This is a genomic window from Streptomyces sp. AM6-12, assembly GCF_044327085.1.
Classification (GTDB): domain Bacteria; phylum Actinomycetota; class Actinomycetes; order Streptomycetales; family Streptomycetaceae; genus Streptomyces.
The window spans coordinates 3696892-3720061 of the sequence record NZ_JBIQWN010000001.1; the positions used below are offsets into that span (position 1 = coordinate 3696892).

Annotated in this window: 20 protein-coding genes and 2 tRNA genes; 12 read left to right on the plus strand and 10 right to left on the minus strand. The window is 71.2% G+C overall.

Annotated elements, in window-relative coordinates; translation table 11 throughout:
- The first annotated feature begins 45 nt into the window (after positions 1 to 45).
- The 7 genes from ACE4Q9_RS16670 (at position 46) to ACE4Q9_RS16700 (ending at position 5255) form a co-directional block, all read left to right on the plus strand.
- Positions 46 to 810, plus strand: a complete 765-nt coding sequence (locus tag ACE4Q9_RS16670; protein ID WP_397985023.1) for an alpha/beta fold hydrolase — start codon at positions 46 to 48, stop codon at positions 808 to 810.
- Positions 807 to 1445 carry a 2-hydroxychromene-2-carboxylate isomerase gene (locus ACE4Q9_RS16675; protein ID WP_397985024.1) on the plus strand — a complete coding sequence of 213 codons (639 nt, stop codon included), beginning with the start codon at positions 807 to 809 and terminating at the stop codon, positions 1443 to 1445. Before ACE4Q9_RS16670 ends, ACE4Q9_RS16675 begins: the two co-directional genes overlap by 4 nt.
- Positions 1442 to 1615, plus strand: coding sequence for a hypothetical protein (locus ACE4Q9_RS16680; protein ID WP_397985025.1), 174 nt, complete (start codon positions 1442 to 1444; stop codon positions 1613 to 1615). Before ACE4Q9_RS16675 ends, ACE4Q9_RS16680 begins: the two co-directional genes overlap by 4 nt.
- Positions 1615 to 3048: an aldehyde dehydrogenase family protein gene (locus ACE4Q9_RS16685; protein ID WP_397985026.1), complete on the plus strand. Its 1434-nt coding sequence runs from the start codon at positions 1615 to 1617 to the stop codon at positions 3046 to 3048. The genes ACE4Q9_RS16680 and ACE4Q9_RS16685 overlap by 1 nt, the downstream gene beginning before the upstream one ends.
- A 26-nt stretch (positions 3049 to 3074) precedes the next feature.
- Positions 3075 to 3728, plus strand: coding sequence for a response regulator transcription factor (locus tag ACE4Q9_RS16690; RefSeq protein ID WP_397985027.1), 654 nt, complete (start codon positions 3075 to 3077; stop codon positions 3726 to 3728).
- A gap of 32 nt (positions 3729 to 3760) precedes the next feature.
- The gene (locus ACE4Q9_RS16695) at positions 3761 to 4291 is read left to right on the plus strand and encodes a DUF4188 domain-containing protein (RefSeq protein ID WP_397985028.1); all 531 of its coding nucleotides are present in this window, start codon (positions 3761 to 3763) and stop codon (positions 4289 to 4291) included.
- 145 nt (positions 4292 to 4436) lie between these two features.
- Complete coding sequence (locus ACE4Q9_RS16700) at positions 4437 to 5255, plus strand: acyl-CoA thioesterase (protein WP_397985029.1); 819 nt, start codon at positions 4437 to 4439, stop codon at positions 5253 to 5255.
- 107 nt (positions 5256 to 5362) lie between these two features.
- Here the strand turns inward: ACE4Q9_RS16700 and ACE4Q9_RS16705 are convergent, their stop codons facing one another.
- The 3 genes from ACE4Q9_RS16705 to ACE4Q9_RS16715 all read right to left on the minus strand — a co-directional run bounded on the left by ACE4Q9_RS16705 (position 5363) and on the right by ACE4Q9_RS16715 (position 6999).
- On the minus strand, positions 5363 to 6121 hold the full coding sequence (locus ACE4Q9_RS16705) for a hypothetical protein (protein ID WP_397985030.1): 759 nt from the start codon (positions 6119 to 6121) through the stop codon (positions 5363 to 5365).
- Between the two features lie 115 nt (positions 6122 to 6236).
- Positions 6237 to 6668, minus strand: coding sequence for a MarR family winged helix-turn-helix transcriptional regulator (locus ACE4Q9_RS16710; protein WP_397985031.1), 432 nt, complete (start codon positions 6666 to 6668; stop codon positions 6237 to 6239).
- A gap of 258 nt (positions 6669 to 6926) precedes the next feature.
- Positions 6927 to 6999: transfer RNA gene (locus tag ACE4Q9_RS16715), tRNA-Ala, on the minus strand.
- Positions 7000 to 7182: 183 nt separating this feature from the next.
- On the opposite strand from ACE4Q9_RS16715, the gene ACE4Q9_RS16720 reads away from it, so the two are divergent.
- Positions 7183 to 7731, plus strand: coding sequence for a helix-turn-helix domain-containing protein (locus ACE4Q9_RS16720; RefSeq protein ID WP_397985032.1), 549 nt, complete (start codon positions 7183 to 7185; stop codon positions 7729 to 7731).
- 65 nt (positions 7732 to 7796) lie between these two features.
- Complete coding sequence (locus ACE4Q9_RS16725) at positions 7797 to 9125, plus strand: serine/threonine-protein kinase (protein ID WP_397985033.1); 1329 nt, start codon at positions 7797 to 7799, stop codon at positions 9123 to 9125.
- Here the strand turns inward: ACE4Q9_RS16725 and ACE4Q9_RS16730 are convergent.
- Both ACE4Q9_RS16730 and ACE4Q9_RS16735 read right to left on the minus strand, forming a co-directional pair.
- On the minus strand, positions 9089 to 10438 hold the full coding sequence (locus ACE4Q9_RS16730) for a hypothetical protein (protein WP_397985034.1): 1350 nt from the start codon (positions 10436 to 10438) through the stop codon (positions 9089 to 9091). The two genes, ACE4Q9_RS16725 and ACE4Q9_RS16730, sit on opposite strands and share 37 nt — an antisense overlap.
- 211 nt (positions 10439 to 10649) lie before the next feature.
- Positions 10650 to 10778: a DLW-39 family protein gene (locus ACE4Q9_RS16735; protein ID WP_003999697.1), complete on the minus strand. Its 129-nt coding sequence runs from the start codon at positions 10776 to 10778 to the stop codon at positions 10650 to 10652.
- A 350-nt stretch (positions 10779 to 11128) separates the two neighbouring features.
- Here ACE4Q9_RS16735 and ACE4Q9_RS16740 point away from each other — a divergent pair, with 350 nt between their 5' ends.
- Both ACE4Q9_RS16740 and ACE4Q9_RS16745 read left to right on the plus strand, forming a co-directional pair.
- Positions 11129 to 11527 carry a DUF6344 domain-containing protein gene (locus tag ACE4Q9_RS16740; RefSeq protein WP_397985035.1) on the plus strand — a complete coding sequence of 133 codons (399 nt, stop codon included), beginning with the start codon at positions 11129 to 11131 and terminating at the stop codon, positions 11525 to 11527.
- Between the two features lie 185 nt (positions 11528 to 11712).
- The gene (locus ACE4Q9_RS16745; protein WP_397985036.1) at positions 11713 to 12489 is read left to right on the plus strand and encodes a glycosyltransferase family 2 protein; all 777 of its coding nucleotides are present in this window, start codon (positions 11713 to 11715) and stop codon (positions 12487 to 12489) included.
- A 28-nt stretch (positions 12490 to 12517) separates the two neighbouring features.
- Here the strand turns inward: ACE4Q9_RS16745 and ACE4Q9_RS16750 are convergent, their stop codons facing one another.
- Positions 12518 to 12706, minus strand: a complete 189-nt coding sequence (locus ACE4Q9_RS16750; protein ID WP_397985037.1) for a ferredoxin — start codon at positions 12704 to 12706, stop codon at positions 12518 to 12520.
- A 529-nt stretch (positions 12707 to 13235) separates the two neighbouring features.
- Here ACE4Q9_RS16750 and ACE4Q9_RS16755 point away from each other — a divergent pair.
- Positions 13236 to 17306, plus strand: coding sequence for an AAA family ATPase (locus tag ACE4Q9_RS16755; protein ID WP_397985038.1), 4071 nt, complete (start codon positions 13236 to 13238; stop codon positions 17304 to 17306).
- A 210-nt stretch (positions 17307 to 17516) separates the two neighbouring features.
- On the opposite strand, the gene ACE4Q9_RS16760 is transcribed toward ACE4Q9_RS16755, so the two are convergent.
- The 4 genes from ACE4Q9_RS16760 to gyrB form a co-directional block, all read right to left on the minus strand.
- Positions 17517 to 17593: transfer RNA gene (locus tag ACE4Q9_RS16760), tRNA-Ile, on the minus strand.
- 88 nt (positions 17594 to 17681) lie between these two features.
- A complete protein-coding gene (locus tag ACE4Q9_RS16765) occupies positions 17682 to 18407 on the minus strand; it encodes a DUF3566 domain-containing protein (protein WP_397985039.1) in 726 nt (241 codons plus the stop codon).
- A gap of 18 nt (positions 18408 to 18425) precedes the next feature.
- On the minus strand, positions 18426 to 21020 hold the full coding sequence (gene gyrA / locus ACE4Q9_RS16770; protein ID WP_397985040.1) for a DNA gyrase subunit A: 2595 nt from the start codon (positions 21018 to 21020) through the stop codon (positions 18426 to 18428).
- Between the two features lie 42 nt (positions 21021 to 21062).
- Positions 21063 to 23105 carry a DNA topoisomerase (ATP-hydrolyzing) subunit B gene (gene gyrB, locus ACE4Q9_RS16775; protein WP_397985041.1) on the minus strand — a complete coding sequence of 681 codons (2043 nt, stop codon included), beginning with the start codon at positions 23103 to 23105 and terminating at the stop codon, positions 21063 to 21065.
- Positions 23106 to 23170: the final 65 nt, after the last annotated feature.

Here is a 23170-nt window from a genome sequence, read left to right on the forward strand (position 1 = left end):
GACGGCGTGCCACTGACAGCGCACAGCCCGGCCCATCGTCCGACGATGGTCATGCTGCACGGCCTGGAGGACGACTGGCAGAGCTGGAAGCCGATGGCGGACGAGCTCGGCGACCGGTTCCACTGCTACGCGATCGACCTGCCGTGGCGGGCAGGCGGCGGCTACGAGTGGCGCGCGGGCGGGACGGCCGCGCAGTGGGTTGAGAACGCCCTGGCACTGATACCCCAGCCGATCTCGGTGCTCGTCGCCCATTCCATGGGCGCGAACGCCGTGCTGCACTGGCTCGCGTCGGGCACGCCGCGGCGGGTCGACGCCTTGGTGTTGCTGTCCCCGTTCTATCGTCTGGCCTCCGCCCCGGTGGACTGGGCCATGTTCGACCGCTCGCTCGCCGACTTCAGGACCGTGATGGCGGCCGGGCTGCGGGCGCGTCTCGGTGAGCGCGCCGAGCGGCTTGAACCGGAGATCGTCGGCCTGATGGCCGAGAAGGCCCTCGACCGCATCGGTCCGGAGGGCTTTCTCAGCCTGTTCGACATCTTCATCTCCTCGTCCGGAATCGACCTCTCGTCGAGCACCGTGCCGACCCTCGTGGTCGGCGGCTCGTCCGACCCAGGCATCAGCGGTCCGCGCGCCGAGGCCCTGAGCCGCGACATGCCGACCGCGGAGATCCGGCTCGAGGACGAGCTGACTCACTTCTGTCACATCGAGCAGCCCCAACGGGTGTCCGAACTCGTCTCGGAGTTCCTGCTTCGCCGCCTGTCCTCCGTCCTGGAGGCCGGGCGGCGGCCCGCACTGGAAGGAGTGCACCTGTGAGGCACCGCTATCCACCGAAGTTCTACTTCTCCCTGCACAGCCCCTACAGCTGGATGGCGAGCAGGCTGCTGGCCGAGCGCTGCCCGGACGCGCTCGAGGCGATGCAGTGGATCCCGTACTTCTATCCGGACGAGCAGACCTGGAAGTCGATGGCGGAGAGGGGGATCGAGCTGCACTACGCGGACATGAGCAAGGCCAAGCACCTCTACATCCTCCAGGACGTCAAGCGGCTGTCCGCGCGGTTCGGCTTCGACATGGCCTGGCCGGTCGACCGCGAGCCGTGGTGGGTACTGCCCCACCACGCGTGGCTCGCCGCCAAGCGGACCGGCGACCAGAACACTCTGTACTGGGCGCTGGTCGAGGCCCGTTGGGCTCGCGGTGAGAACATCTGCGACCGGGAGACAGTGCGCAAGATCGCCGACGCGGCCGGGCTCGACGGTGAGGCGCTGAGCGCCGCGCCCGAGGACCCGGAGCTGCGCGAGGAGGGCATGGCCGCGCAGGAGGCGGCCTACCTGGACGACGTGTTCGGCGCGCCGTACTTCAAGATCGGCCCGCAGCGGTACTGGGGCCTGGACCGTCTCGACGACTTCATCGCGGGCTTCCGGCAGTGGCAGCAGAAGGGCAAGGCGGCATGACGACGCAGCTGAACGCCGACCGGACACCGGAGGCGGAGAGCGTGACCGGCCTACGGCGCCCGATACCGGTCGTCGTCGACATCGACGACGATCCGATGGAAGGTATTCCGGCCGAACTGGTCGACATGGTGGGCGCGTTCGAGCGGGACACTGCGGGCGGCTGCGGCTGATGACGTCCATACCCGCACAGACACACTGGATCGACGGTGCCTGGACCACCGGGCACACCCGGTGGATCGACGTGGTCGACCCGACGACCGAGGAGCGCCTGGCGGCCGTGCCGGCGGGCACCACAGCGGACGCGGAGCTCGCGGTCGCGGCCGCCGCGAAGGCCTTCGGCCACTGGTCTGCCGTCCCGCTTGAGGACCGCGTAGCCGCAGTACGGGCCGTCGCGAAGGGGCTGGCGGCCCAGCACGGCGAAATCGCCGCGACGATCACCGCGGAGGTCGGTATACCGACGTGGTTCTCGCAACGGGTACAGGCGAGCCTGCCGGCCGCCACCTCGGCCGCGATGGCCGGCGTCGCGGAGGAGTTCGCCTGGACCGAGCAGATCGGGCACTCCACCGTGATCCGCGAGCCGGTCGGGGTCGTCGCGGCGATCACCCCGTGGAACTTCCCGCTGCACCAGGCCGTCGCCAAGGTCGTACCGGCGCTACTGGCCGGGAACACGGTGGTGCTGAAGCCGAGCGAGATCGCCCCGCTGACCGCGCGGTTCCTCGCCGAGATCACCCGCGAGGCGCAGCTTCCCGATGGCGTCCTCAACATCGTCCACGGCGAGGGCCCCGTGGTCGGCGAGGCGCTCGCTACCCACCCCGACGTCGACATGGTGTCCTTCACCGGATCGACGGCGGCAGGCAAGCGGGTCGCGGCACTCGCCGCGGGGACCGTCAAGCGGGTCGCCCTGGAACTGGGCGGCAAGTCCGCCAACCTGGTGCTTCCGGACGCCGATCTCCTCGCCGCCGTCCGGGCCGGCGTCGCGAACTGCTTCATGAACAACGGCCAGATGTGCTGGGCCTGGTCCCGCATGCTGGTCCCTGCCGCGCTCCACAGCCAGGCGGTGGAGGCAGCGGCCGCGGAAGCGGCAGCCTTCAGCGTCGGCGATCCCACCCTTCCGGACACCCGCCTCGGCCCGCTGGCGTCCGCCGCCCAGCGCGACCGGGTGCGGAGTTACATCGAGCGCGGAATCGCCGACGGCGCACAGCTCGCGGCCGGCGGCCCGACACCGCCGGACGGCCTCGAACGCGGCTACTTCGTCCGACCGACCGTGTTCGGCAGGGTCGAGCCGATGGACGTGATCGCGCAGGAGGAGATCTTCGGGCCGGTGCTGTCGATCATTCCGTACTCCTCGGAGGACGAGGCGGTGGAGATCGCGAACGCCACCCGGTACGGCCTGGGCGGCGCGGTGTTCTCCGCGGATCCCGACCATGCGCTGGCCGTCGCCAAACAACTTCGCACCGGACAGGTCGACATCAACGGCGCGGCCTTCAACGCGGTCGCCCCGTTCGGCGGCTACCGCCAGTCGGGAAACGGCCGCGAACTCGGCCGCTTCGGGTTGGAGGAATTCTGCGAGGTCAAGTCAATCCAACGATCGGCATCCGTGTGACGGTCGCTGCAGGGAAGTGAGGCACCGTGCCGACCCGCACGCTCAACGACGGCATCGAGATCATCCTGATGATCCGGGATGACATGCGGCGCTACGGGGTCGAGGGAATGTTCCGATCCCTCGACCCCCGGCTGACGACGCATGCCTGCACGGACTTCGGTGAGCTCGCCGGATTCTCCAACGGCCAGCTGATCGTCTCCTCCGACGATGCCGCGGGTCCCATCTCCGACGAGACCGCCGGCACCCTGCGCGCGCACGGTATCCGTATGCTCATCCTGGTCGACTCGGCCGCCCCGCTCGACCAGTCGTGGGCCGATTGCGCTCATGGCTTTCTCGACTGGGCGGACCTCCGTCCGGAGACACTGCGCGACGCGATCGCCGACGTCGCGTCCGGGCGGTTCCACATGTCGGAGACTCTGGCACGGCGGTCGGTGACAGCACCCGAGCAGGCCGAGGGCGACTCCACCGCACGGCGGTCCTCGATCTCGCTGACGGCACGTGAGCTCCAGGTGCTGCGGCTGATCGCCGGCGGGCTGAGCAACCGGCAGGTCGCGCGCTCGCTGAGCATCTCCGAGCATGGCGTCAAGCGCCTGGTCGGAATCGTCCTGGCCAAGCTCAACTGCCCGAACCGCACCCTCGCGGTGGTCCGGGCCATCGAGTTGGGGCTCCTCACCCTCTGAATCGGCCGTTGCCCGGAAAGGAGCATCGACTCATGTCCCAGGTCCACCGCGGCCGTCACACCGCGCACATCGAGGGCGACTTCGTCGTCTTCCTGATCGGCATGCATGTGAACCGCCCCTGGCGGATCCACAAGTGGTGGCCGGTCTTCCGCTCGATGTTCGGCATGGTCAAGGACCTGCGCGAGCACCCTGAGAAGGGCGCCCTGTGCAGCTACTTCGCGCTGATCTCCGGCGTCGGGCCGACAGTCGTGCAGTACTGGCGCAGCTTCGAGCATCTCGAGGCCTTCGCCCGGAACACCGACGACCCGCATCTGCCGTCCTGGCGGCGATACAACCAGCGGGTCCTCACGTCCGGGGACGTCGGCATCTGGCACGAGACGTACCTGGTGAAGGACGGGCAGTACGAGACCGTCTACGCGAACATGGGACGCATCGGGCTCGCCCGGGCCGGCGAGCTGAAGCCGGTACAGGCCAAGGGCCACACGGCCGGGCGCCGGCTCGGCCGCACCACCGAGGACGACTTCCCCGACGGCACCCGCCCTGGAGGCGGCTCGCCGGCGTAGTGCCCGCAAGTGCCGTGGCCGGGGACCACCTCACGGCTCCCGGCCGTCGTATCGGGCCGACGGCCTCACTCCTTGGGCGCCGGCCCCTCGGTCTTCTCAGTCCTCCCGGTCTTCGACGGCCGGTCCGATGGAAAGGTGACGCACGATGAACACTGCCACGGCGAGCGAGGCACTGCTGCCGCCCATCGACAGGTCGTGGCGGACCTGGGCAGGCGCTCTCGGCGGCCTGGTCTCCACTCTCATGCTTCGGCACGCAGGCGACCAACTGACCGTGGACCTGGCGCCCAGGGCGCTGCACAGCTCGTTCCTCGCCCCGGTATCGGACCGCCCGCTGTTGGTGCGGTCGGAGGTGGTGCGCCAGTCGCGGACCAGCGCCGTGGTGCGCTCGACGCTCGAGCAGCACGAACGGCCGGTGGCACTGGCGACGGCACTGTTCGGCGCCCTCGGGGACAAGCCGACGCTGCAAGCGTCTGCGGCGCCGGTCGTGCCGTCGCCCGAGGACTGCCCGGACGCCGGTTTTCCGGCCGAGATGTTCCCGTACGCCGCCCACTTCGAGACCAGGATGGCGGGCGAAGAACGGCCGTTCGGCGGGGGCACGCACCCCGAGATGACCGCCTGGCTGCGATTGCAGGACCCCGACCTGCCGATTACCGCGGCGGCGCTGGTCCTGCTCGACGCGATGCCTCCAGCGGTATATGCGGCGGCCTCCGAGTTGGTCGCGGTACCGACCGCCGAGTACTCGGTGCACTTCACCGACGGCCTGTCGTTCGCCAAGAGCAGCGACTGGGCGCTGGTCCGGGTCGGCACGGACCAGTCGAGCGACAGGTGGACAGTAGAGTCCAGCAGCCTGTGGAACGCGGACGGCACCCTGCTCGCCGTCGGTCGGCAGACCCGTCAGTTCCTGCGTCCGGCAGCGCCCGGCGGTGCCCTCAAGGTGCCGCCCACCTGGTGGCAGCGCGCCTGACCGTGCCCGCCCGCAATCGTCCGGGATTCCTCCCGAAAGAGAACGCTGAATAAACAGAAAAAGAAAAACCTGCCTCCCCCCGGTCGCCCGAGGGTGGAGGGCAGGCGTCAGGCCGAATACCGGTACGACAATTCCTCGTCGCGGTCACCACGCCTCAGCAGACCGTCCCGCAGTGCATGCACGCCGGCTTGAAACCGGGAATTCGCATCGAGTCGGCTCATGAGTTCGGCCACCCGCCGCCGATAGGTTCGCAGCGATATCCCGAGTCGGCGGGCGGCAACCTCGTCCTTGGACCCGCCGGCCAATTCGTTGACGATCTGCAGATCCGCCTCGTCGAACTCGGATCGGGGGCAGCGCAAATAGCTCACCGGCTCGCTGGCGCCATTCCAGACGGCTGAGATCAACGACTGGAGGTTCTTGATCACCGGCGGCGCCCAGATCGCCAGACACTGCTCCCGAGAGAGACCCACCTGGGTGCGCATGAAGGCGACCTGGGAGTCCACGATCACGAGTTCCTGCAGCTTGGTGTCGGTGACCCGGACCCGGATGCCGCACTCCGCGGCGGACAGCAGGTAGTCCGGAGTGCACCAGCTGGGGAGGTCGTCGCAACGATAGAGCTCGCGCACGGCGACTTTGCGCCGTGCCGCGTCACCCACTATTTTCTGGACCGTCCGGCGCCGTTCCCTGGAATACCATTCCGATTTCAGTGCCGATATCATCACGTCGTGACGGGCCCGCATGACGGATTGCAGAGCGGATATCCGCATCTCGTCCGCAGTATCGAATTGCTCGATGAGCCTGCTCTGTTCGACTCCCGAAAGTATTTCCGCACGAGCCACCTGATGCGCGTCTGAAGGCGCCAGCAAGATTCCCCCATGAGTTTGACCCCTGAACTTGCTCCCTCAAACTATACCGGCCTACAACTTCACTCAAGTGTGATCTATGCCAATTTCGTGCAGATAATCGGGGGCTGACAGGGGTTCAGCGGCCGGCCGCAGCGATGCTTTCAAGCCACTCACGGATCGCGGCTCGCTGCTCTGGCGTGAACGCGGCTTCCAATTCGTCTTCGCAGCGGTCGACGGCCTTGCGCGCATCGGCCAGGCGTGTCCGTCCGGACTCGGTGACGAAGATCTGATGGCTGCGCCGGTCGGACGGATTCGCCCGCCGCTCGATCAGCCCCTCCTGCTCGAGCCCGACAAGCATCTCGTTGGCGGCCTGCCGGGAGCTCGCCACCTCCCGGGCAATGTCCGCCGCCGACATCCCGGGCCGCACCTCGGCCATCAGCAGGGTGGCGTACTGCGAGGTCGACAGACCGAACGCCGTCAGCTCCCCGGCGATCGCCGACCTCATGTTCAGCCAGGCCCTGCGCACCAGGAAGGTCAGCGAGCCGACTGCGGCCCTGCGGGGATCCAACGCTCCGACTCCTCGACTAGTGGCAGGTTCTTGACGATGGCCCGAAACCACCGGGCTTGTCAAGGCCTTGTCGAACAGAGCAACGCCCACCCGCCGCCCCGGCGCCCCGGCCTCGTTCTGTGACCGGTGACGACGTTCGGGCCGGGCGATTGGCCGGTCGGAGTGCGGGCGGTGAGGCAGGTGATCTAGACGATGGTCCCGCAGCACCAAAAAGACCCTCCGACCGGCGTTTCCGCAGGTCAGAGGGCCCTTGAAAAGTGGAGCCTAGGGGAGTCGAACCCCTGACATCCGCCATGCAAAGACGGCGCTCTACCAACTGAGCTAAGGCCCCGAGGATGGGGGTGGCCTCCGGTGGGGGTGTCCCGGCCGGGTGCCGGGGACCAGAGTACCGGGTCACCCCCCGTATCCCGCAAAAAGATTGGGGGTCCCCGCGCATGACCACGCTCCGTAAGATGCTCAACCGTGGTTCGCTACAGCGAACCGCGGTATTCAGGGGAAGCGATGGGGAGACGCAATGGACGCCGCACAGCAGGAAGCCACCGCAAGAGCGAGAGAGCTCCAGCGGAACTGGTACGGGGAGCCGCTGGGGGCGCTCTTCCGTAAGCTGATCGACGATCTCGGGCTCAACCAGGCCCGGCTCGCGGCGGTGCTGGGGCTGTCCGCTCCCATGCTCTCCCAGCTGATGAGCGGCCAGCGGGCCAAGATCGGCAACCCCGCGGTGGTCCAGCGCGTGCAGCTGCTCCAGGAGCTGGCGGCGCAGGTGGCGGACGGCAGTGTCAGCGCGGCCGAGGCGACCGAGCGGATGGACGAGATCAAGAAGTCCCAGGGGGGCTCGGTGCTGAGCAACACCGCGCAGTCGACGAACGGTTCGGGCGCGCCCACCGTCAAGCGGGTCGTCCGCGAGATCCAGTCGCTGCTGCGCTCGGTGGCCGCCGCGAGCGACATCATCGAGGCCGCCGATGCGCTCGCCCCGACCCAGCCCGAACTCGCCGAGTTCCTGCGGGTCTACGGCGCCGGCCGCACCTCCGACGCGGTCGCGCACTACCAGTCGCACCAGAACTGAAAAGCTTGCCCGGCACCGGGGGGAGCCGGGCGGGGCGGGCCCGAGGGGGAGGAGCTGCGGCAGTCATGGGCGAGGTGTTCAACGGCCGGTACGAACTGGCCGACCCGATCGGGCGCGGCGGCGCGGGCGACGTGTGGCGGGTGTGGGACCACCGGCGGCGGCGCTATGTGGCCGCCAAGGTGCTCCAGCAGCGCGACGCCCACTCCCTCCTGCGCTTCGTGCGTGAGCAGGCCCTGCGGATCGACCACCCCCATGTCCTCGCCCCGGCCAGCTGGGCCGCCGACGACGACCAGGTGCTGTTCACCATGGACCTGGTCGCGGGCGGCTCCCTCGTCCGCCTCGTCAACGACTACGGCCCCCTGCCGCCGGCCTTCGTGTGCGTGCTGCTCGACCAGTTGCTGTCCGGGCTCGCCGCCGTGCACGCCGAGGGTGTGGTGCACCGGGACATCAAGCCCGCCAACATCCTGCTGGAGGCGACCGGTACCGCGCGGCCCCGGCTGCGGCTCGGGGACTTCGGCATCGCCATGCGGTTCGGCGAGCCGCGCCTGACCGACACCAACCTCGTGGTGGGGACGCCCGGTTACCTCGCTCCGGAACAACTGGCTGGTGCCGAACCGGACTTCACCGCCGACCTGTTCGCCGTGGGCCTCGTCGCCCTGTATCTCCTGGAGGGCGCGAGGCCCGACGCCGGGGAACTCGTCCGGTACTTCACGGAGCACGGCACGCCGGGCCCGCCGAAGGGCATCCCCGGACCGCTGTGGGAGGTCGTCGCCACGCTGCTCCAGCCCGATCCGCAGGCGCGGTACCGCTCCGCCACGGGGGCCCGCAAGTCGCTCGCCGGCGTCATCGAACTCCTGCCGGAGCCGGCCCTGGACGACGAGCCGATCGAGATCTTCGACCAACTCCCGCCCTTACCGCCGGGTTTCGGCCCGCACGGCCCCCTGAGGAAGTCCCCGGCCCCCGGCCCCGCCACCACCCCCTTCCCGGACACCAGCCCGCCCCCGGCCACCCCCTCCCCGGCCACTCCCTCCGGCCCCGGCGGCTCCCTCTCGGACACCGGAAGCTTCCGCCTCCCGCCGCCCCCGCTCGCCGATCCCACTCCGCCCCCGCCCACCACACCCCCGCTGCCCGCCATCGCCCCCACGCCCGGCCACGGCTCCTGGCCCCCGCACCCCGTGCGTCCCGGCGACAGCGTCACCGCCGCCTACACGCCCCCGGCCACCCAGGCGCCGCCGGTCCCCCCGGCTCCCCCGCCCGCCACCCCGCGGCCCCCGGTCCCGCACGGCCGCCGTGCCCGGCGCAGGACCGGCCCCCCGGCCAGGGCCGTCGTCCCGATCCTGCTGCTGGCGCTGGCCTGTTACGCCGTGGGCTTCTGGGCGCTGAGCCGCGTCTGAGCCCGCCGGGCCGCCAGCGTCCACCCGCCGAGCACCAGCAGCAGCGCGGTCCCCAGCCCGATCCCGCCGGCCGCGACGGCCTTCATCCCCGGCGAGCCACCGCCCCCGGCGCCGTCATCGCCCTTCCCGCCGACCGGCGGCGCGCCCTCGTCCCACGCCGTCGGCGTGAAGACGCCGGCCGGCTCCGGACGCCCGGCGTAGCCGGGACCGGCGTGCGCCCGGCCGTCGACCCGGACCCGCAGCGTCACGTCGTACGGCCCCTGCCCGAACGCCGCGGTCACCTGGTCGCTGAGGTGCAGCACCAGGTAGTAGTCCCCGGCGAAGCGCAGGGCGCTGACGGCGGCGGGGGCGGCGTAGCGGTTGGCGTACTCGACCGGCGGCAGCGGGGCGAGGGCGACCGGCTTGCGGACGCCGGTGTAGCCGAGGGAGACGTCGTCGGCCAGGCCGCGCACGGGGTCGTACAGGGAGAGGTCCAAGGCGCCACCGACGTACCCGTGCCCCGCCGCGCCGCCCAGTTCGGCGGCGGCCGAGAGCCGGCGGCCCCAGTCGAGCGGCACCCTGTAGAACAGGGTCTGACCGGGCACGAGGGTGGTCCGCCAGACCCCCTGCCCCAGCGGCCGGGCCGCCGCGAAGCCCGCCCCGCCGGAGCGCTCGCGGGCCTCGCCGGTGACCGGCTCGGGCGAGGCGGAATCCCGGATCCGGGGCGGGTCGGTGGGTCCGGGGGAGGCGAGCCGGGGTTCCGTCGCGGGGGCCAGCTCCAGGTCCCAGGGCGCGGATGTGCCCCCGCTGTCGAGGCGTTCGACCAGCACGGAGTACGTCCCCGCGCCCTGGCACAGCGCCCGGCCCGCCTCGCGTCTGCCGAGGGCGGTGACCGGACGCGGACTGAGCCCGGCGCCGAAACGGGCCGTGGCGAAGGAGCAGGCCGTGCCGTGCGCGTCCCGGACGGTGACCCGGATGCCGTCGGTGGAGCTGACATCGGCGCCCGCAGGCGGTACGGCGGTGACGGGTACGTACGCCGTGGCCGTGGCGTCGGCGAGGTCGAGGCGGTAGGTGAGCCGGCCGTGCGCGGGCAGGGAGCCGCGGTAGACGCGGCCGGGGTCGAGGCGCGGGGCACCGCCGGCGGAGGCCGTGCCCTGGACGGGCCGGGCGCCGGGGGCGAAGGCGTAGGTGCCGGGGCCGGTGGCGGCGGACGCGGCGCCGGCCGGGACCAGGCCCGTACCGCACAGCCCCACGGCCAGCAGCACGGCGGCCGGGCGCCCCCGCCGCCTCGCCGTCAGCCGGTAACGCCCCGCCGTGTCCCTGCGCCCCCGCACGCGCCCACCCCCCGTGACGTCCTGTCCTCGCGGCCCATCCTGCCCCGCCGGCCACAGCACCATCAGGGCGATGGACGCAGCCGTCCGAAAGGCATCGCCCGGCGCCCGCCCGGTGCGGCCACGCCTACCGCACCTCACAAAAGGCCGCAACCCCACGCAAAGACCCCGGCCGCTTGGTGCGACCGGGGCCTGCTGAAATCTGGAATCGGACTCACGAACCCGTGGGCACGGAGTCAGTCGCCTCCGTCCACAGGTCCTGCTCGGCGCGATCCGCCTGAATCTGGCGGTACACGAGGAGTCCGCCGATGGCGGCCAGTGCGACCAGGAGCAGCTTCTTCACCGCGCGACCTCGTCTTTCCTTGACGTAGGGGACCTCTGGCGCCCGACTATACACACCGGCCGATATCGATCGGTGACCTGCGTCCGGCCCCAACTCCGGCCCCGGCCAGCGCAATAGCCCAGGTCGGGCGCCCCCGCGAACCGGAGGGTGAGCGCGCCTGGACGGACGGTCACTTTGCTGCCTCTTCGCGCGTACTGACCGGGATTTAGGGGTTTTCCGACCTTCTTACGGCCATCCGAGTGGTGTTCATCAGAACAACGCCGCGCCACGGGCGTCGGTCCACCACTTCACGGTCCACATACACATCATGAGGAAAGTACGCAAATCGCCCAACCCGAAAGTGAGGGGCCATGGACCGGAACAAGGTCATGAAGCTGTGGACTGCCATCGTCACCGCCTTTCTCGCACTGTGCACGACGCTCGGATTCATGAGCGCCGCCACCGCCACGGCGACCGCCGCGCCGCACACCGAGAGCCCGCGCTCCGAGACCGCGCCCCGCACGGTCCCGGCGATCCCGGCACCACGCCATGGGTCCTGGTCCGCGACCAAGGCCCTGCCCCCCACGATGAAGCAGCGGATCAGGGCCGAGGCCCACGGCAAGTCCCCCAGCTGCCGGCACCGCCCCCTCGACGACAGTCAGCTGACACCGGACGAGCACGAGGCACAGAAGAACCGCGAGGCGCAGGAGACGGAACGGACGGGCCAGGAGACCGAGGGCCACCGCTCCGCCACCTCGCTGGACTGCTGAACCGGCCCTCCTCCCCTTCGGCACCGCGACGTCTCGACAACCCGGCGACTTGCGTACGCACGGTCGACACGAAAGAACCCCCGGCCCCACGGCCGGGGGTTCCGCGCGTTCCACGGGGGTCCGGACCGCTCCGGGCGGCACCTGAGACGATGGCCGCGACATCCCGGAGAGGTCTTTGAGAGGTGGTGAGTGCTGCCGTGACCCGGCGCGCCACCGTTGTCACCGTCATCACCGCCGTCCACGCCCCGTCGGCCCGGTTCCTGCCGGACGCCTGGGCGTCGCTGTGCGCGCAGGAACTGCCCGGCGGCGCCGGCTGGGAGTGGGTGATCCAGGAGGACGGCACGACGGACGAGGTCCGCCCGTACGTCCCCGAGGACCCGCGGGTCGTCTTCCACCAGGGCAGACCCGGTGGTCCGGGGATCGCCCGCACCATCGCGCTGGCGCACGCGCGGGGCGCGTATGTGAAGGTCCTGGACGCCGACGACCGGCTCACGCCGGGCGCGCTCGCCCGCGACCTCGCCGTACTGGAGGCCGATCCGGGCCTCGGCTGGACGACCTGCCGGGTCCTGGACCTGCTGCCCGACGGCTCCACGGCGGGTTTCCCCGGCGACCCGGACGAGGGCCCGCTGGAGCGCGGCACCGTGCTGCGGCACTGGAAGGCGAACGACTTCCGGCCGCCGGTCCATCCGGCGACCCTCTGTGTGCGCCGGGAGCTGCTGGCCGCGCTGGGCGGCTGGATGGCGCTGCCCGCCTCCGAGGACACCGGGCTGCTGCTGGCACTGGACGCGGTGAGCCGCGGCTGGTTCTCGGCCGAGGCCGGGCTGCTCTACCGCAAGTGGGAGGGGCAGGCCACCGGCCAGTCCTCCCACGCCGACCCCGCCGAGCGCACGGCCCGCGCGGCGGTCGCGGAGGCGAGGGCCCGCGCACTGGCCGGCCTCGGCTGGACGTACCCGGCACGGTGAGGGCCGTACCAGTGCTCCCGGCGCGCTCCTACTCCCCGAGCACGATCGCCTGCGAGGGACACCGTTCCGCCGCCTCCCGGACCCCCGGTTCGCCTGCGGCCTCCTCCTTGCCGGGGAGCACCACGCCGTAGCCGTCCTCGAAGGCGAACACGTCCGGCGCCCGGAACGCGCACTCCGCGGAGCCGTAACACGCGGCGCGGTCGACGGTGACCTTCATACGTCCTCCAGCCGTGGGCAGTTCGGCAGTTCGGGTTCCAGGACGTCACTGCCCGGCCGGACGGCCCCTCAACCGGCCGCGTCGCCGCCTCAGCTTGTCCCCTGCCCGCCGGCACCGGTCCCTCCCCTCGTGGGGACCGGTGCCGGGCGGTGCGGGACGTCGATCCGCGCCTCGTCGGCGTAGTGGCGCGGATCGAAGCATGGGAGGTGACGGGGTCGTGGGGGTGGGAAGTGGGAGTGGGGGTCGTCCGGGCGGGCCCGGCTCAGATGAAGGATCGCCGGCCGCTCGCGGCCTGGGGTGAAAGTCGACCGAAAATGTGCAACGCCATGAGGTGTCTCTCCGAGCGCCGGGCCGTTGGCCTGTCCGGACGGTGCGTGACGGTTCCGCTACCGGGGTTGCGATCCTGCCACGTGGCACCACCGGGGAGCAGGCCCCGGTCTCCGGCGCAGGGCTTATCCGCAGGTCAGCCGTATAAGGTGAGTTTTCCGGTCCGGACGTCCGCAGGCAGGGGGAAGTGAGGGGTGGGACCTTGGGTTCCGACTCAGGGGCACGCACAGCTTTCGCCGAGCGCCTCGCGCTGCTCTACAAGGAGGCCGGAAACCCTCCCCTGAAAAGCGTCGCCGAGGCGGTCGCCCGGCTCCAGCGGGTCGACGAGCGCGGCCGTCCGGTGCGGGTGTCCGCGCAGCGGATCAGCGACTGGCGGCGGGCCAAGAACGTGCCGGCCCAGTTCACCGCCCTCGCGGCGGTGCTCCAGATCCTGATCCCGGAGGCGCGCCGCACCCGCCCGCAGCCGGTCTCCGCGGGCCTGTACGACCTCGCCCACTGGCAGCGGCAGTGGGAGCGCGCGCTGGCCGACCCGGTGGGCGACCGGGCCGCGCCGCCCGCCGCACCGGCCGAGGAGAACGGCCGGCCGCCCGGACAGGCCCCGCCGCTCACCGGTGGCGTGTGCCCCTACCGGGGTCTCGCGCCGTACCGGCAGGAGGACGCGCGCTGGTTCTTCGGCCGGGAGCGCAGCACCGAGGCGATCATCGCCCAGCTGCGCACCGCGGGCCGTACCGGCGGCCTGGTGATGCTCGTCGGCGCCTCGGGCGCGGGCAAGTCCTCGCTGCTGAACGCCGGCCTGGTCCCGGCGATCGCGGGCGGCGCCCTGGCCGACGCGGGGCTCACCCCGCAGCCGGACGACGGCACCGGGCAGCGGGCCCCCGTCGTCCAGCTGGTGCCCGGCGCCGACCCGCTCGCCGAACTGGTGCGCCGTATCCCCGACCTCGCCCCCGTGGCCGCGGAGGCGAGGGCGGCCGAGCGGGCGGCGGCCCGTGAGGAAGGCGCCGCGGCGACGAGCGCCCAGGTGCCCCGGATCATGCGCGGCGCCCGTGCGGCGGTCGTGGAGTGGGCGCGCCGGGAGGCGCCGCCGGGGGTGCGGCCGGTGGTCATCGTGGACCAGTTCGAGGAGGCGTTCACCCTCTGCCCGGACGAGGCGGACCGCCGTACCTTCATCCAGCTGCTGCACGCCTCCTGCACCCCGCCGTTCGGCGCGTCGGGGCCCGCGCCCGTCCTGGTCGTGCTCGGCATCCGGGCCGACTTCTACGAGCAGTGCCTCGGCTATCCGGAGCTGGCCGACGCGCTCCAGCACCGGCACATGGTGCTCCCCCCGCTGACCAGCGGCGAACTGCGCGACGCGGTGACCGGGCCGGCCAAGGCGGTGGGCCTGGAGCTGGAGCCGGGCCTCGCCGAGCTGATCGTGCGCGAGGTGAGCGCCGACGGCCCGCGCGGGGCGCACGACGCGGGCGTGCTCCCGCTGCTCTCGCACGCCCTGCTGGCCACCTGGCAGCGCCGCAAGGCCGGGAAGCTGACGCTGGCCGGCTACCGCGCGGCGGGCGGCATCCAGGGCGCCGTCGCCGCGACCGCCGAACGCGCCTGGTCGGGGCTTGACCCCGCCGCCCGTACGGCCGCCCGGCTGCTCCTGCTGCGCCTGGTGCGGCTCGGCGAGGACACCGTGGCCACCCGGCGGCGGGGCACCCGGCGGCAGCTCTCCCAGGAGTCGGCGGACCCCGGCAAGACCGAGGAGTCCCTGGAGGCGCTGGTCCGGGCCCGCCTGGTGACGCTGGACGCGGAGACCGTGGAGATCACCCATGAGGCGCTGCTGCACGCCTGGCCCCGGCTGCGGCACTGGATCGACGACAACCGCAACGACCATCTGCTGCGCCAGCGCCTGGAGGAGGACGGCCGGGCCTGGGAGGACTCGGATCGGGACAGCTCACTGCTCTACCGGGGCTCCCGGCTGGAGCAGGCCCGCGCCTGGGCGCGCTCGGCGGGGGACACGTATCTGACCCGCAGCGCGGTGGAGTTCCTGGCCGCCTCGGTACGGCTGCGCAAGCGCACGGTGTGGCTGAGCCGGGCGGCGGTGGCGGCCCTGGTGGTGCTCGCGCTGGTCGCGGGCGGCTCGGCGGTGATCGCCTGGCAGCAGCGCGACGACGCCGTGTTCGAACAGGTGCTCGCCGAGGCGGACCGGGTGCAGCACACCGACCCCTCGCTCGCCGCCCAGCTGGACCTGGTCGCCCACGATCTGCGCCCCGGCGACCAGGGCACCTACAGCCGCCTGATCTCCATCGTGAACGCACCGCTGGCCACCCCGCTGTCCGGCCACACCGGGGCCGTCTACCTGACCTCCTTCAGCCCCGACGGCCACACCCTGGCCACGGCCAGCTACGACCGGACCGTACGGCTGTGGAACGTGTCCGACCCGACCCGGCCCCGCCCCCTCGGCAAGCCCCTGACCGGGCACGCCAGCTGGGTGAGCAGCGCGGTGTTCCGTCCCGACGGGCGGGTGCTGGCCAGCGCGGGCGACGACGGCACGATCCGGCTGTGGAACGTGCGCGACCCGGCCCGCCCGGCCGCGCTCGGCGCACCGCTGACCGGCCACTCGGGCACCATCTACCTGGTCGCCTTCAGCCCCGACGGGCACACCCTCGCCTCCGCCGGGGAGGACGGCACGGTCCGGCTGTGGAACGTCACCGATCCGGCGCACCCCAGCGCGCTCGCCGTGCTGCGCGGGCCCACCGCGGCCGTGCGCAGCGTCGCCTTCAGCCCCGACGGGCGCACTCTGGCGGCGGGCGGCGACGACCGCAAGATCCGGCTGTGGAAGGTGACCGACCCGCGCCGGCCGGCCGCGCTGCGCGTGCTGCGCGGCCACACGGACATCGTGCACTCGGTCGCCTTCAGCCCGGACGGGCACACCCTGGCCAGCGGCAGCGCGGACGACACCGTGCGGCTGTGGAACATCGCCGACCCGGCCTCCGCGGCACCGCTCGGCGCGCCCCTGACCGGGCACACCGGGCCCGTCTGGTCGGTGGCGTTCAGCCCCGACGGCGGGCGGCTCGCCGCCGCGAGCGCGGACAGCACGGCCAGCCTGTGGAACGTCAGCGACCCGGACTCCCCCTCGCAGATCGGCGAGCCCCTCGCGGGCAGCAGCGGCGAGATGTACGCGCTGGGCTTCAGCCCCGACGGCCGCACCCTCGCCACCGGCAGCGGGGACGCCAAGGTGCGGCTGTGGTCGATCCCGACCTCGGACATGATCGGCCGCAGCGGGGCGTTCAGCCCGAACGGGCGGATGCTGGCCACGACCGCGCGCGACGGGCGCGTGCGGCTGTGGAACGTGGCGCGTCCGGGGCGGCCGGTGGCGCTGGGCCCGCCGTTCCGCAGCGGCGAGGGCGCCGACACCCTGGCCTTCTCGCCGGACGGCCGCACCCTCGCCGTGCTCACGGGCGAGCAGAAGGTGTACCTGTGGAACGTCTCGAACCCGTCCCACCCCTTCCGGCCCGGTCCGCCCCTGCCGCTGCGGACCCGCTTCATGGGCCCCGACGCGCTCGCCTTCAGCGCCGACGGGCACACCCTGGCCACGGCCAACGACGACCGCACCATACGGCTGTGGAACGTGTCCGACCCGGCCCGCCCGGCCCCGCTCGGCGCCCCGCTCACCGGCCACCACGGCTACATCAACGCGCTCGCCTTCAGCCCGGACGGGCACACCCTGGCCAGCGGCAGCGCGGACAGCACCATACGGCTGTGGGACGTGTCCCGGCCGGCCGCGGTGAAACCCCTCGGCGCCCCGCTCACCGGGCACTCCGGCCCGGTCAACGCGCTCGTCTTCACCCCCGACGGGCGGGCGCTGGCCAGCGGCAGCGACGACGACACGGTCCGGCTGTGGAACGTCAGCGATCCCACCGCGGCGCGACCCATCGGCGATCCGCTCACCGGCCACACCGAGGCGGTCACCTCGCTGACCTTCGACGCGGACGGCAACACGCTGGCCAGCGGCGGCGACGACAACACGGTCCGGCTGTGGAACGTCACCGACCCCGGCGCGGCGCGGCCCATCGGGCAGTCCATGACGCCCAACGCCAAGACCGGCACGTTCCTGTCCTTCAGCCCCGGCAGCCGCGTCCTCGGCGTCTCCAGCGGCCCGGACACGGTCCGGCTGTGGGACCTGGACGCCGGCCCAGCCATCGACCACATCTGCTCGGTCACCCGCGGCGTCCTCACCCCCGACAAGTGGCACGAGTACCTCCCGCGCCTGTCCTACGACCCTCCGTGTGGCAACTGATCGGCCAACTTCCGCTTTTTACAGCCGACTTGGCACCACAGCGGCGCCAACCTTGTTACCCTTGGCCATAGCCCGATCGCTGGTGCATCCCCCGTCGCCAGCGATCGGGCCTTTCGCGTTCCCGTCCGCACCTGCACTCCGATGCCGGCCGGGGAGGTCAGCCGCGCATGCAGAAGACCCCCAGTCGGTATCGACTGAGGGTCTTCTCGCTGGTGGGGCTAACAGGATTTGAACCTGTGGCCTCATCCTTATCAGGGATGCGCTCTAACCAACTGAGCTATAGCCCCGCCGCGCTTTGCGGTGTGTGTCCCGCGCGCTGACTCCTGAAGATTAGCGCACGACCACGTCAGTCCCAAAATCGGTTCCCGGCGGGCGTCACTCGTCCTCGGCGAGGGTCAGTTCGATGCCCCCCGCGAAGCCCGCGGAGAGGTTGTAGATGAAGGCGCCGAGCGTGGCGAGCGCGGTGGCCAGGACGACGTCGATGGCCGCGATGACCGTCGTGAACATCAGGACGTGCGGAAGCGAGAGGAAGGACTGGAGGTCGAATCCGCTCGCCTCGTTAGCGCCCGTCGCCTCCGAGATCGTCCCGCCGACCGTGGAGAACACGCCCATCGCGTCCATGACCATCCACAGCACCGCCGAGGCGACGATCGTGCAGATGCCGAGCGCGATGGAGAGCAGGAAGCTGACCTTCATCACCGACCACGGGTCGGCCTTGGCCACCCGCAGCCGCGCCTTGCGGGTACGCGGCGCGGTGCGCACCCCGGTGCGCGGGCGCCGTACCCCGCCGGCCGCCTGCTGCGCCGGATAGGCCTGCGGCGGGTGGTACGGCCCGGCCGGCTGCTCCGGGCGCCGCTCGCCGGGGAGCGGAGACGACGACTGCGCCTCGCCGGCCGCGGCCGAACCTCGGGTGTCCGTCACAGTTCCCCCCTGGGGTGCAGACGTGCCGGAGGCGTCCGCCGCGGACGCCCGCACCGGCTTCAGGTTGGTCGTCTGCGGGTCGCCGGCCGACCCCGCATGCGCGGCGGAGCCACGGCCGCCGCCGTCCGTCTCCGTACCCGTGGAGGTACCGGCCGATCCGGCGCCCGTGGCTCCGCTCACGATGACTCACTCCTCGTGCTACTCGGCCGAGGGCGCCTCACCCTCGTCCGTGCCGGTGGCCTGGGCGGCCTCGGCGGCGATGTCGTCGGCGTCCTCGCCGTCGACCTCCTCCGCCTCGCGCCCCGCCTCGGCGTTACGTGCGATACCCACCACGGCATCGCGCTTGCCCAGGTTGATCAGTTGGACGCCCATGGTGTCACGGCCCGTCTCCCTGACCTCGTTGACTCGCGTGCGAATCACACCACCGGACAAAGTGATCGCGAGGATCTCGTCGGTCTCCTCCACGACCAGCGCCCCGACGAGCGAACCGCGGTCCTCCACGATCTTGGCGGCCTTGATGCCGAGGCCGCCGCGGCCCTGGACGCGGTACTCGTCGACGAGGGTCCGCTTCGCGTACCCGCCGTCGGTGGCAGTGAACACGAACGTACCGGGTCGCACCACATTCATCGAGAGAAGCTCGTCGCCCTCGCGGAAACTCATCCCCTTGACGCCGGAGGTGGCGCGGCCCATCGGGCGAAGGGACTCGTCCGTGGCGGTGAACCGGATCGACTGCGCCTTCTTGCTGATCAGCAGCAGGTCGTCGTCGGCCGAGACCAGCTCGGCACCGATCAGCTCGTCGTCGCTGCCGTCCTCCCGCTCCCGCAGATTGATCGCGATCACACCGCCGGAGCGGGGCGAATCGTAATCCTTCAGAGGCGTCTTCTTGACCAGGCCGGACTTGGTGGCCAGCACCAGGTACGGCGCCGCCTCGTAGTCCCGGATGGCGAGGATCTCGGCGATCGCCTCGTCCGGCTGGAAGGCCAGCAGGTTCGCCACGTGCTGGCCGCGCGCCTCCCGGCCCGCCTCGGGCAGCTCGTACGCCTTGGCCCGGTACACCCGGCCCTTGTTGGTGAAGAACAGCAGCCAGTGGTGCGTGGTGGAGACGAAGAAGTGGTCGACGATGTCGTCTTCCTTCAGCTTCGTGCCCCGCACGCCCTTGCCGCCGCGCTTCTGCGCCCGGTAGTCGTCCGTCTTGGTCCGCTTGACGTAACCGCCGCGCGTGACGGTGACGACGATGTCCTCCTCGGCGATCAGGTCCTCGATGGACATGTCGCCCTCGTACGGGATCAGCTTGGTCTTGCGGTCGTCGCCGTACTTCTCGACGATCGCGGCCAGCTCCTCGCTGACGATGCCGCGCTGGCGCACCGGGGAGGCCAGGATCTGGTTGTACTCGTTGATCTTCGCCTGGAGCTCGTCGTGCTCCTGGACGATCTTCTGCCGCTCAAGGGCCGCCAGGCGCCGCAGCTGCATCTCCAGGATCGCGTTCGCCTGGATCTCGTCGATCTCCAGCAGGCCCATCAGGCCGGTGCGCGCGACGTCGACGGTCTCGCTGCGCCGGATCAGCGCGATGACCTCGTCGATCGCGTCCAGCGCCTTCAGCAGACCGCGCAGGATGTGCGCGCGCTCCTCGGCCTTGCGCAGCCGGAACCGGGTCCGGCGCACGATGACCTCGATCTGGTGCGTCACCCAGTGCCGGATGAACGCGTCCAGGGACAGCGTGCGCGGCACACCGTCGACCAGCGCCAGCATGTTGGCGCCGAAGTTCGTCTGGAGGTCGGTGTGCTTGTACAGGTTGTTCAGCACGACCTTGGCGACCGCGTCCCGCTTCAGGACGATCACCAGCCGCTGGCCGGTACGGGACGACGTCTCGTCGCGGACGTCCGCGATGCCGCCGATCTTGCCGTCCTTCACCAGGTCGGCGATCTTCTGCGCCAGGTTGTCCGGGTTCACCTGGTACGGCAGCTCGGTCACCACCAGGCACTGCCGGCCCTGGATCTCCTCGACCTCGACCACCGCGCGCATCGTGATCGAGCCGCGCCCGGTGCGGTACGCCTCCTCGATGCCCTTGCGGCCCACCACCAGGGCGCCGGTCGGGAAGTCGGGGCCCTTGATGCGCTCCATGAGCGCGTCCAGCAGCTCCTCGTGCGAGGCCTCGGGGTTCTCCAGGTACCACTGGGCGCCGGCCGCGACCTCGCGCAGGTTGTGCGGCGGGATGTTGGTCGCCATGCCGACCGCGATGCCGGCCGAGCCGTTGATCAGCAGGTTCGGGAAGCGGGCGGGCAGGACGGTCGGCTCCTGGGAGCGGCCGTCGTAGTTGTCCGTGAAGTCGACGGTCTCCTCGTCGATGTCGCGGACCATCTCCATCGACAGCGGCGCGAGCTTGCACTCGGTGTACCGCATGGCCGCCGCCGGGTCGTTGCCCGGCGAGCCGAAGTTGCCGTTGGAGTCCACCAGCGGCATCCGCATCGACCACGGCTGGGCGAGGCGCACCAGGGCGTCGTAGATGGAGGAGTCGCCGTGCGGGTGGTAGTTGCCCATGACGTCGCCGACGACACGGGCGCACTTGTAGAAGCCGCGCTCGGGGCGGTAGCCGCCGTCGTACATCGCGTAGAGCACGCGCCGGTGGACGGGCTTGAGGCCGTCCCGGACGTCGGGCAGCGCGCGGGACACGATGACGGACATCGCGTAGTCCAGGTACGAGCGCTGCATCTCGGTCTCGAGCCCGACGGGCTCGACACGCATGGCGAGTTCGCCGCCCTCTTCGGGGGTGACTGGAGTGTTCTCGTCGGCCATTGCTGGTGAAGATCCTTCCCTGTGCGGTCAGCTGAGACCGACTCAGATGTCGAGGAAGCGGACGTCCTTGGCATTGCGCTGGATGAACTGGCGGCGCGCCTCGACGTCCTCGCCCATCAGCACCGAGAACAGGTCGTCGGCCTGGGCGGCGTCGTCCAGGGTGACCTGGCCGAGCACACGGTGCTCTTGGTCCATGGTGGTCACGCGCAGCTCCTCGGCGTTCATCTCGCCGAGACCCTTGAAGCGCTGGATGGAGTCCTCGCGGACGCGCTTGCCGCGCTGGCGCCCCATCTCGATCAGCGCGTCGCGCTCGCGGTCCGAGTACGCGTACTCGACGTCGTCCCGGCCCCACTTGATCTTGTAGAGCGGCGGGCGGGAGAGGTACACGTGCCCGGCCTCGACCAGCGGCCGCATGAAGCGGAACAGGAAGGTCAGCAGCAGGGTGCTGATGTGCTGGCCGTCGACGTCGGCGTCCGCCATCAGGATGATCTTGTGATAGCGGAGCTTCTCGATGTCGAAGTCCTCGTGCACACCGGTGCCGAAGGCGGAGATCAGCGCCTGGATCTCCTGGTTCTGCAGGATCTTGTCGATCCGGGCCTTCTCGACGTTGAGGATCTTGCCGCGGATCGGGAGGATCGCCTGGTACTGCGGGTTGCGGCCGGACTTGGCCGAGCCGCCGGCGGAGTCGCCCTCGACGATGAAGATCTCGCACTTGGTGGGGTCGTTCGACTGGCAGTCGGACAGCTTGCCCGGCAGGGACGCCGACTCCAGCAGGCCCTTGCGGCGGGTGAGGTCACGGGCCTTGCGGGCGGCGACCCGCGCGGTGGCGGCCTGGATGCCCTTGCGGATGATGTCCGCGGCCTCGTTCGGGTTGCGGTCCAGCCAGTCGTTCAGGTGCTCGTAGACCGCCTTCTGCACGAAGGTCTTGGCCTCCGTGTTGCCCAGCTTGGTCTTGGTCTGGCCCTCGAACTGCGGCTCGCTGAGCTTGACCGAGATGATCGCGGTCAGACCCTCGCGGATGTCGTCGCCGGTGAGGTTGTCGTCCTTCTCCCGCAGCAGCTTCTTGTCGCGCGCGTACTTGTTGATCAGCGACGTCAGCGCGGCGCGGAAGCCCTCCTCGTGGGTGCCGCCCTCATGCGTGTGGATGATGTTGGCGAAGGAGTACACGCCCTCGCTGTAGCCGCTGTTCCACTGCATCGCGACCTCGAGGGACAGGCTCTTGTCCTTGTCCTCCGCCTCCAGGTCGATGATGGTGGGGTGCACCACCTCTCCCTTGCGGGAGTTGAGGTACTTCACGAAGTCGACGATGCCGCCCTCGTAGTGGTACGTGACCGACTTGACCTCGGCCTTCTCGTCCGCGCCCGCCTCGTCCGCGCCGCTGGTGGCCTTCGCCGACTCGCGCTCGTCGGTGAGCCTGATGTTCAGGCCCTTGTTGAGGAAGGCCATCTCCTGGAAGCGCCGGGACAGCGTCTCGAAGGAGTACTCGGTGGTCTCGAAGATCTCCGGGTCGGCCCAGAAGGTGACCGACGTGCCGGTCTCCTCGGTGGCCTCGTGCCGGGCCAGCGGCGCGGTGGGCACGCCCATCTTGTAGTCCTGCGTCCACCGGTACCCGTCGGTCTTGACCTCGACGGAGACCTTGCCGGACAGGGCGTTCACGACGGACACGCCGACGCCGTGCAGACCGCCGGAGACGGCGTAGCCGCCGCCGCCGAACTTGCCGCCCGCGTGCAGCACGGTCAGCACGACCTCCAGGGCCGGCTTGCCCTCGGAGGGCACGATGCCGACCGGGATGCCGCGGCCGTTGTCGACGACGCGGACGCCGCCGTCGGCGAGGATCGTCACGTCGATGAAGGTCGCGTAACCCGCCAGCGCCTCGTCGACCGAGTTGTCGACGACCTCGTACACCAGGTGGTGCAGTCCGCGCTCGCCCGTGGAGCCGATGTACATGCCGGGCCGCTTGCGGACCGCGTCCAGCCCTTCGAGCACGGTGATGGCGCTGGCGTCGTACGAGGCCGCCGGGGCCTCGGCGGGCACGCCGGCGTCGGTGGACGGGATGTTCTCGTTGGGGTTGCCGGAATCGGCCACGAAGCGCCCTTTCTGGCACTGGCACAGCACGAGCCGGGCTCCTGGGGGCACCCCCTGTGGGGGAC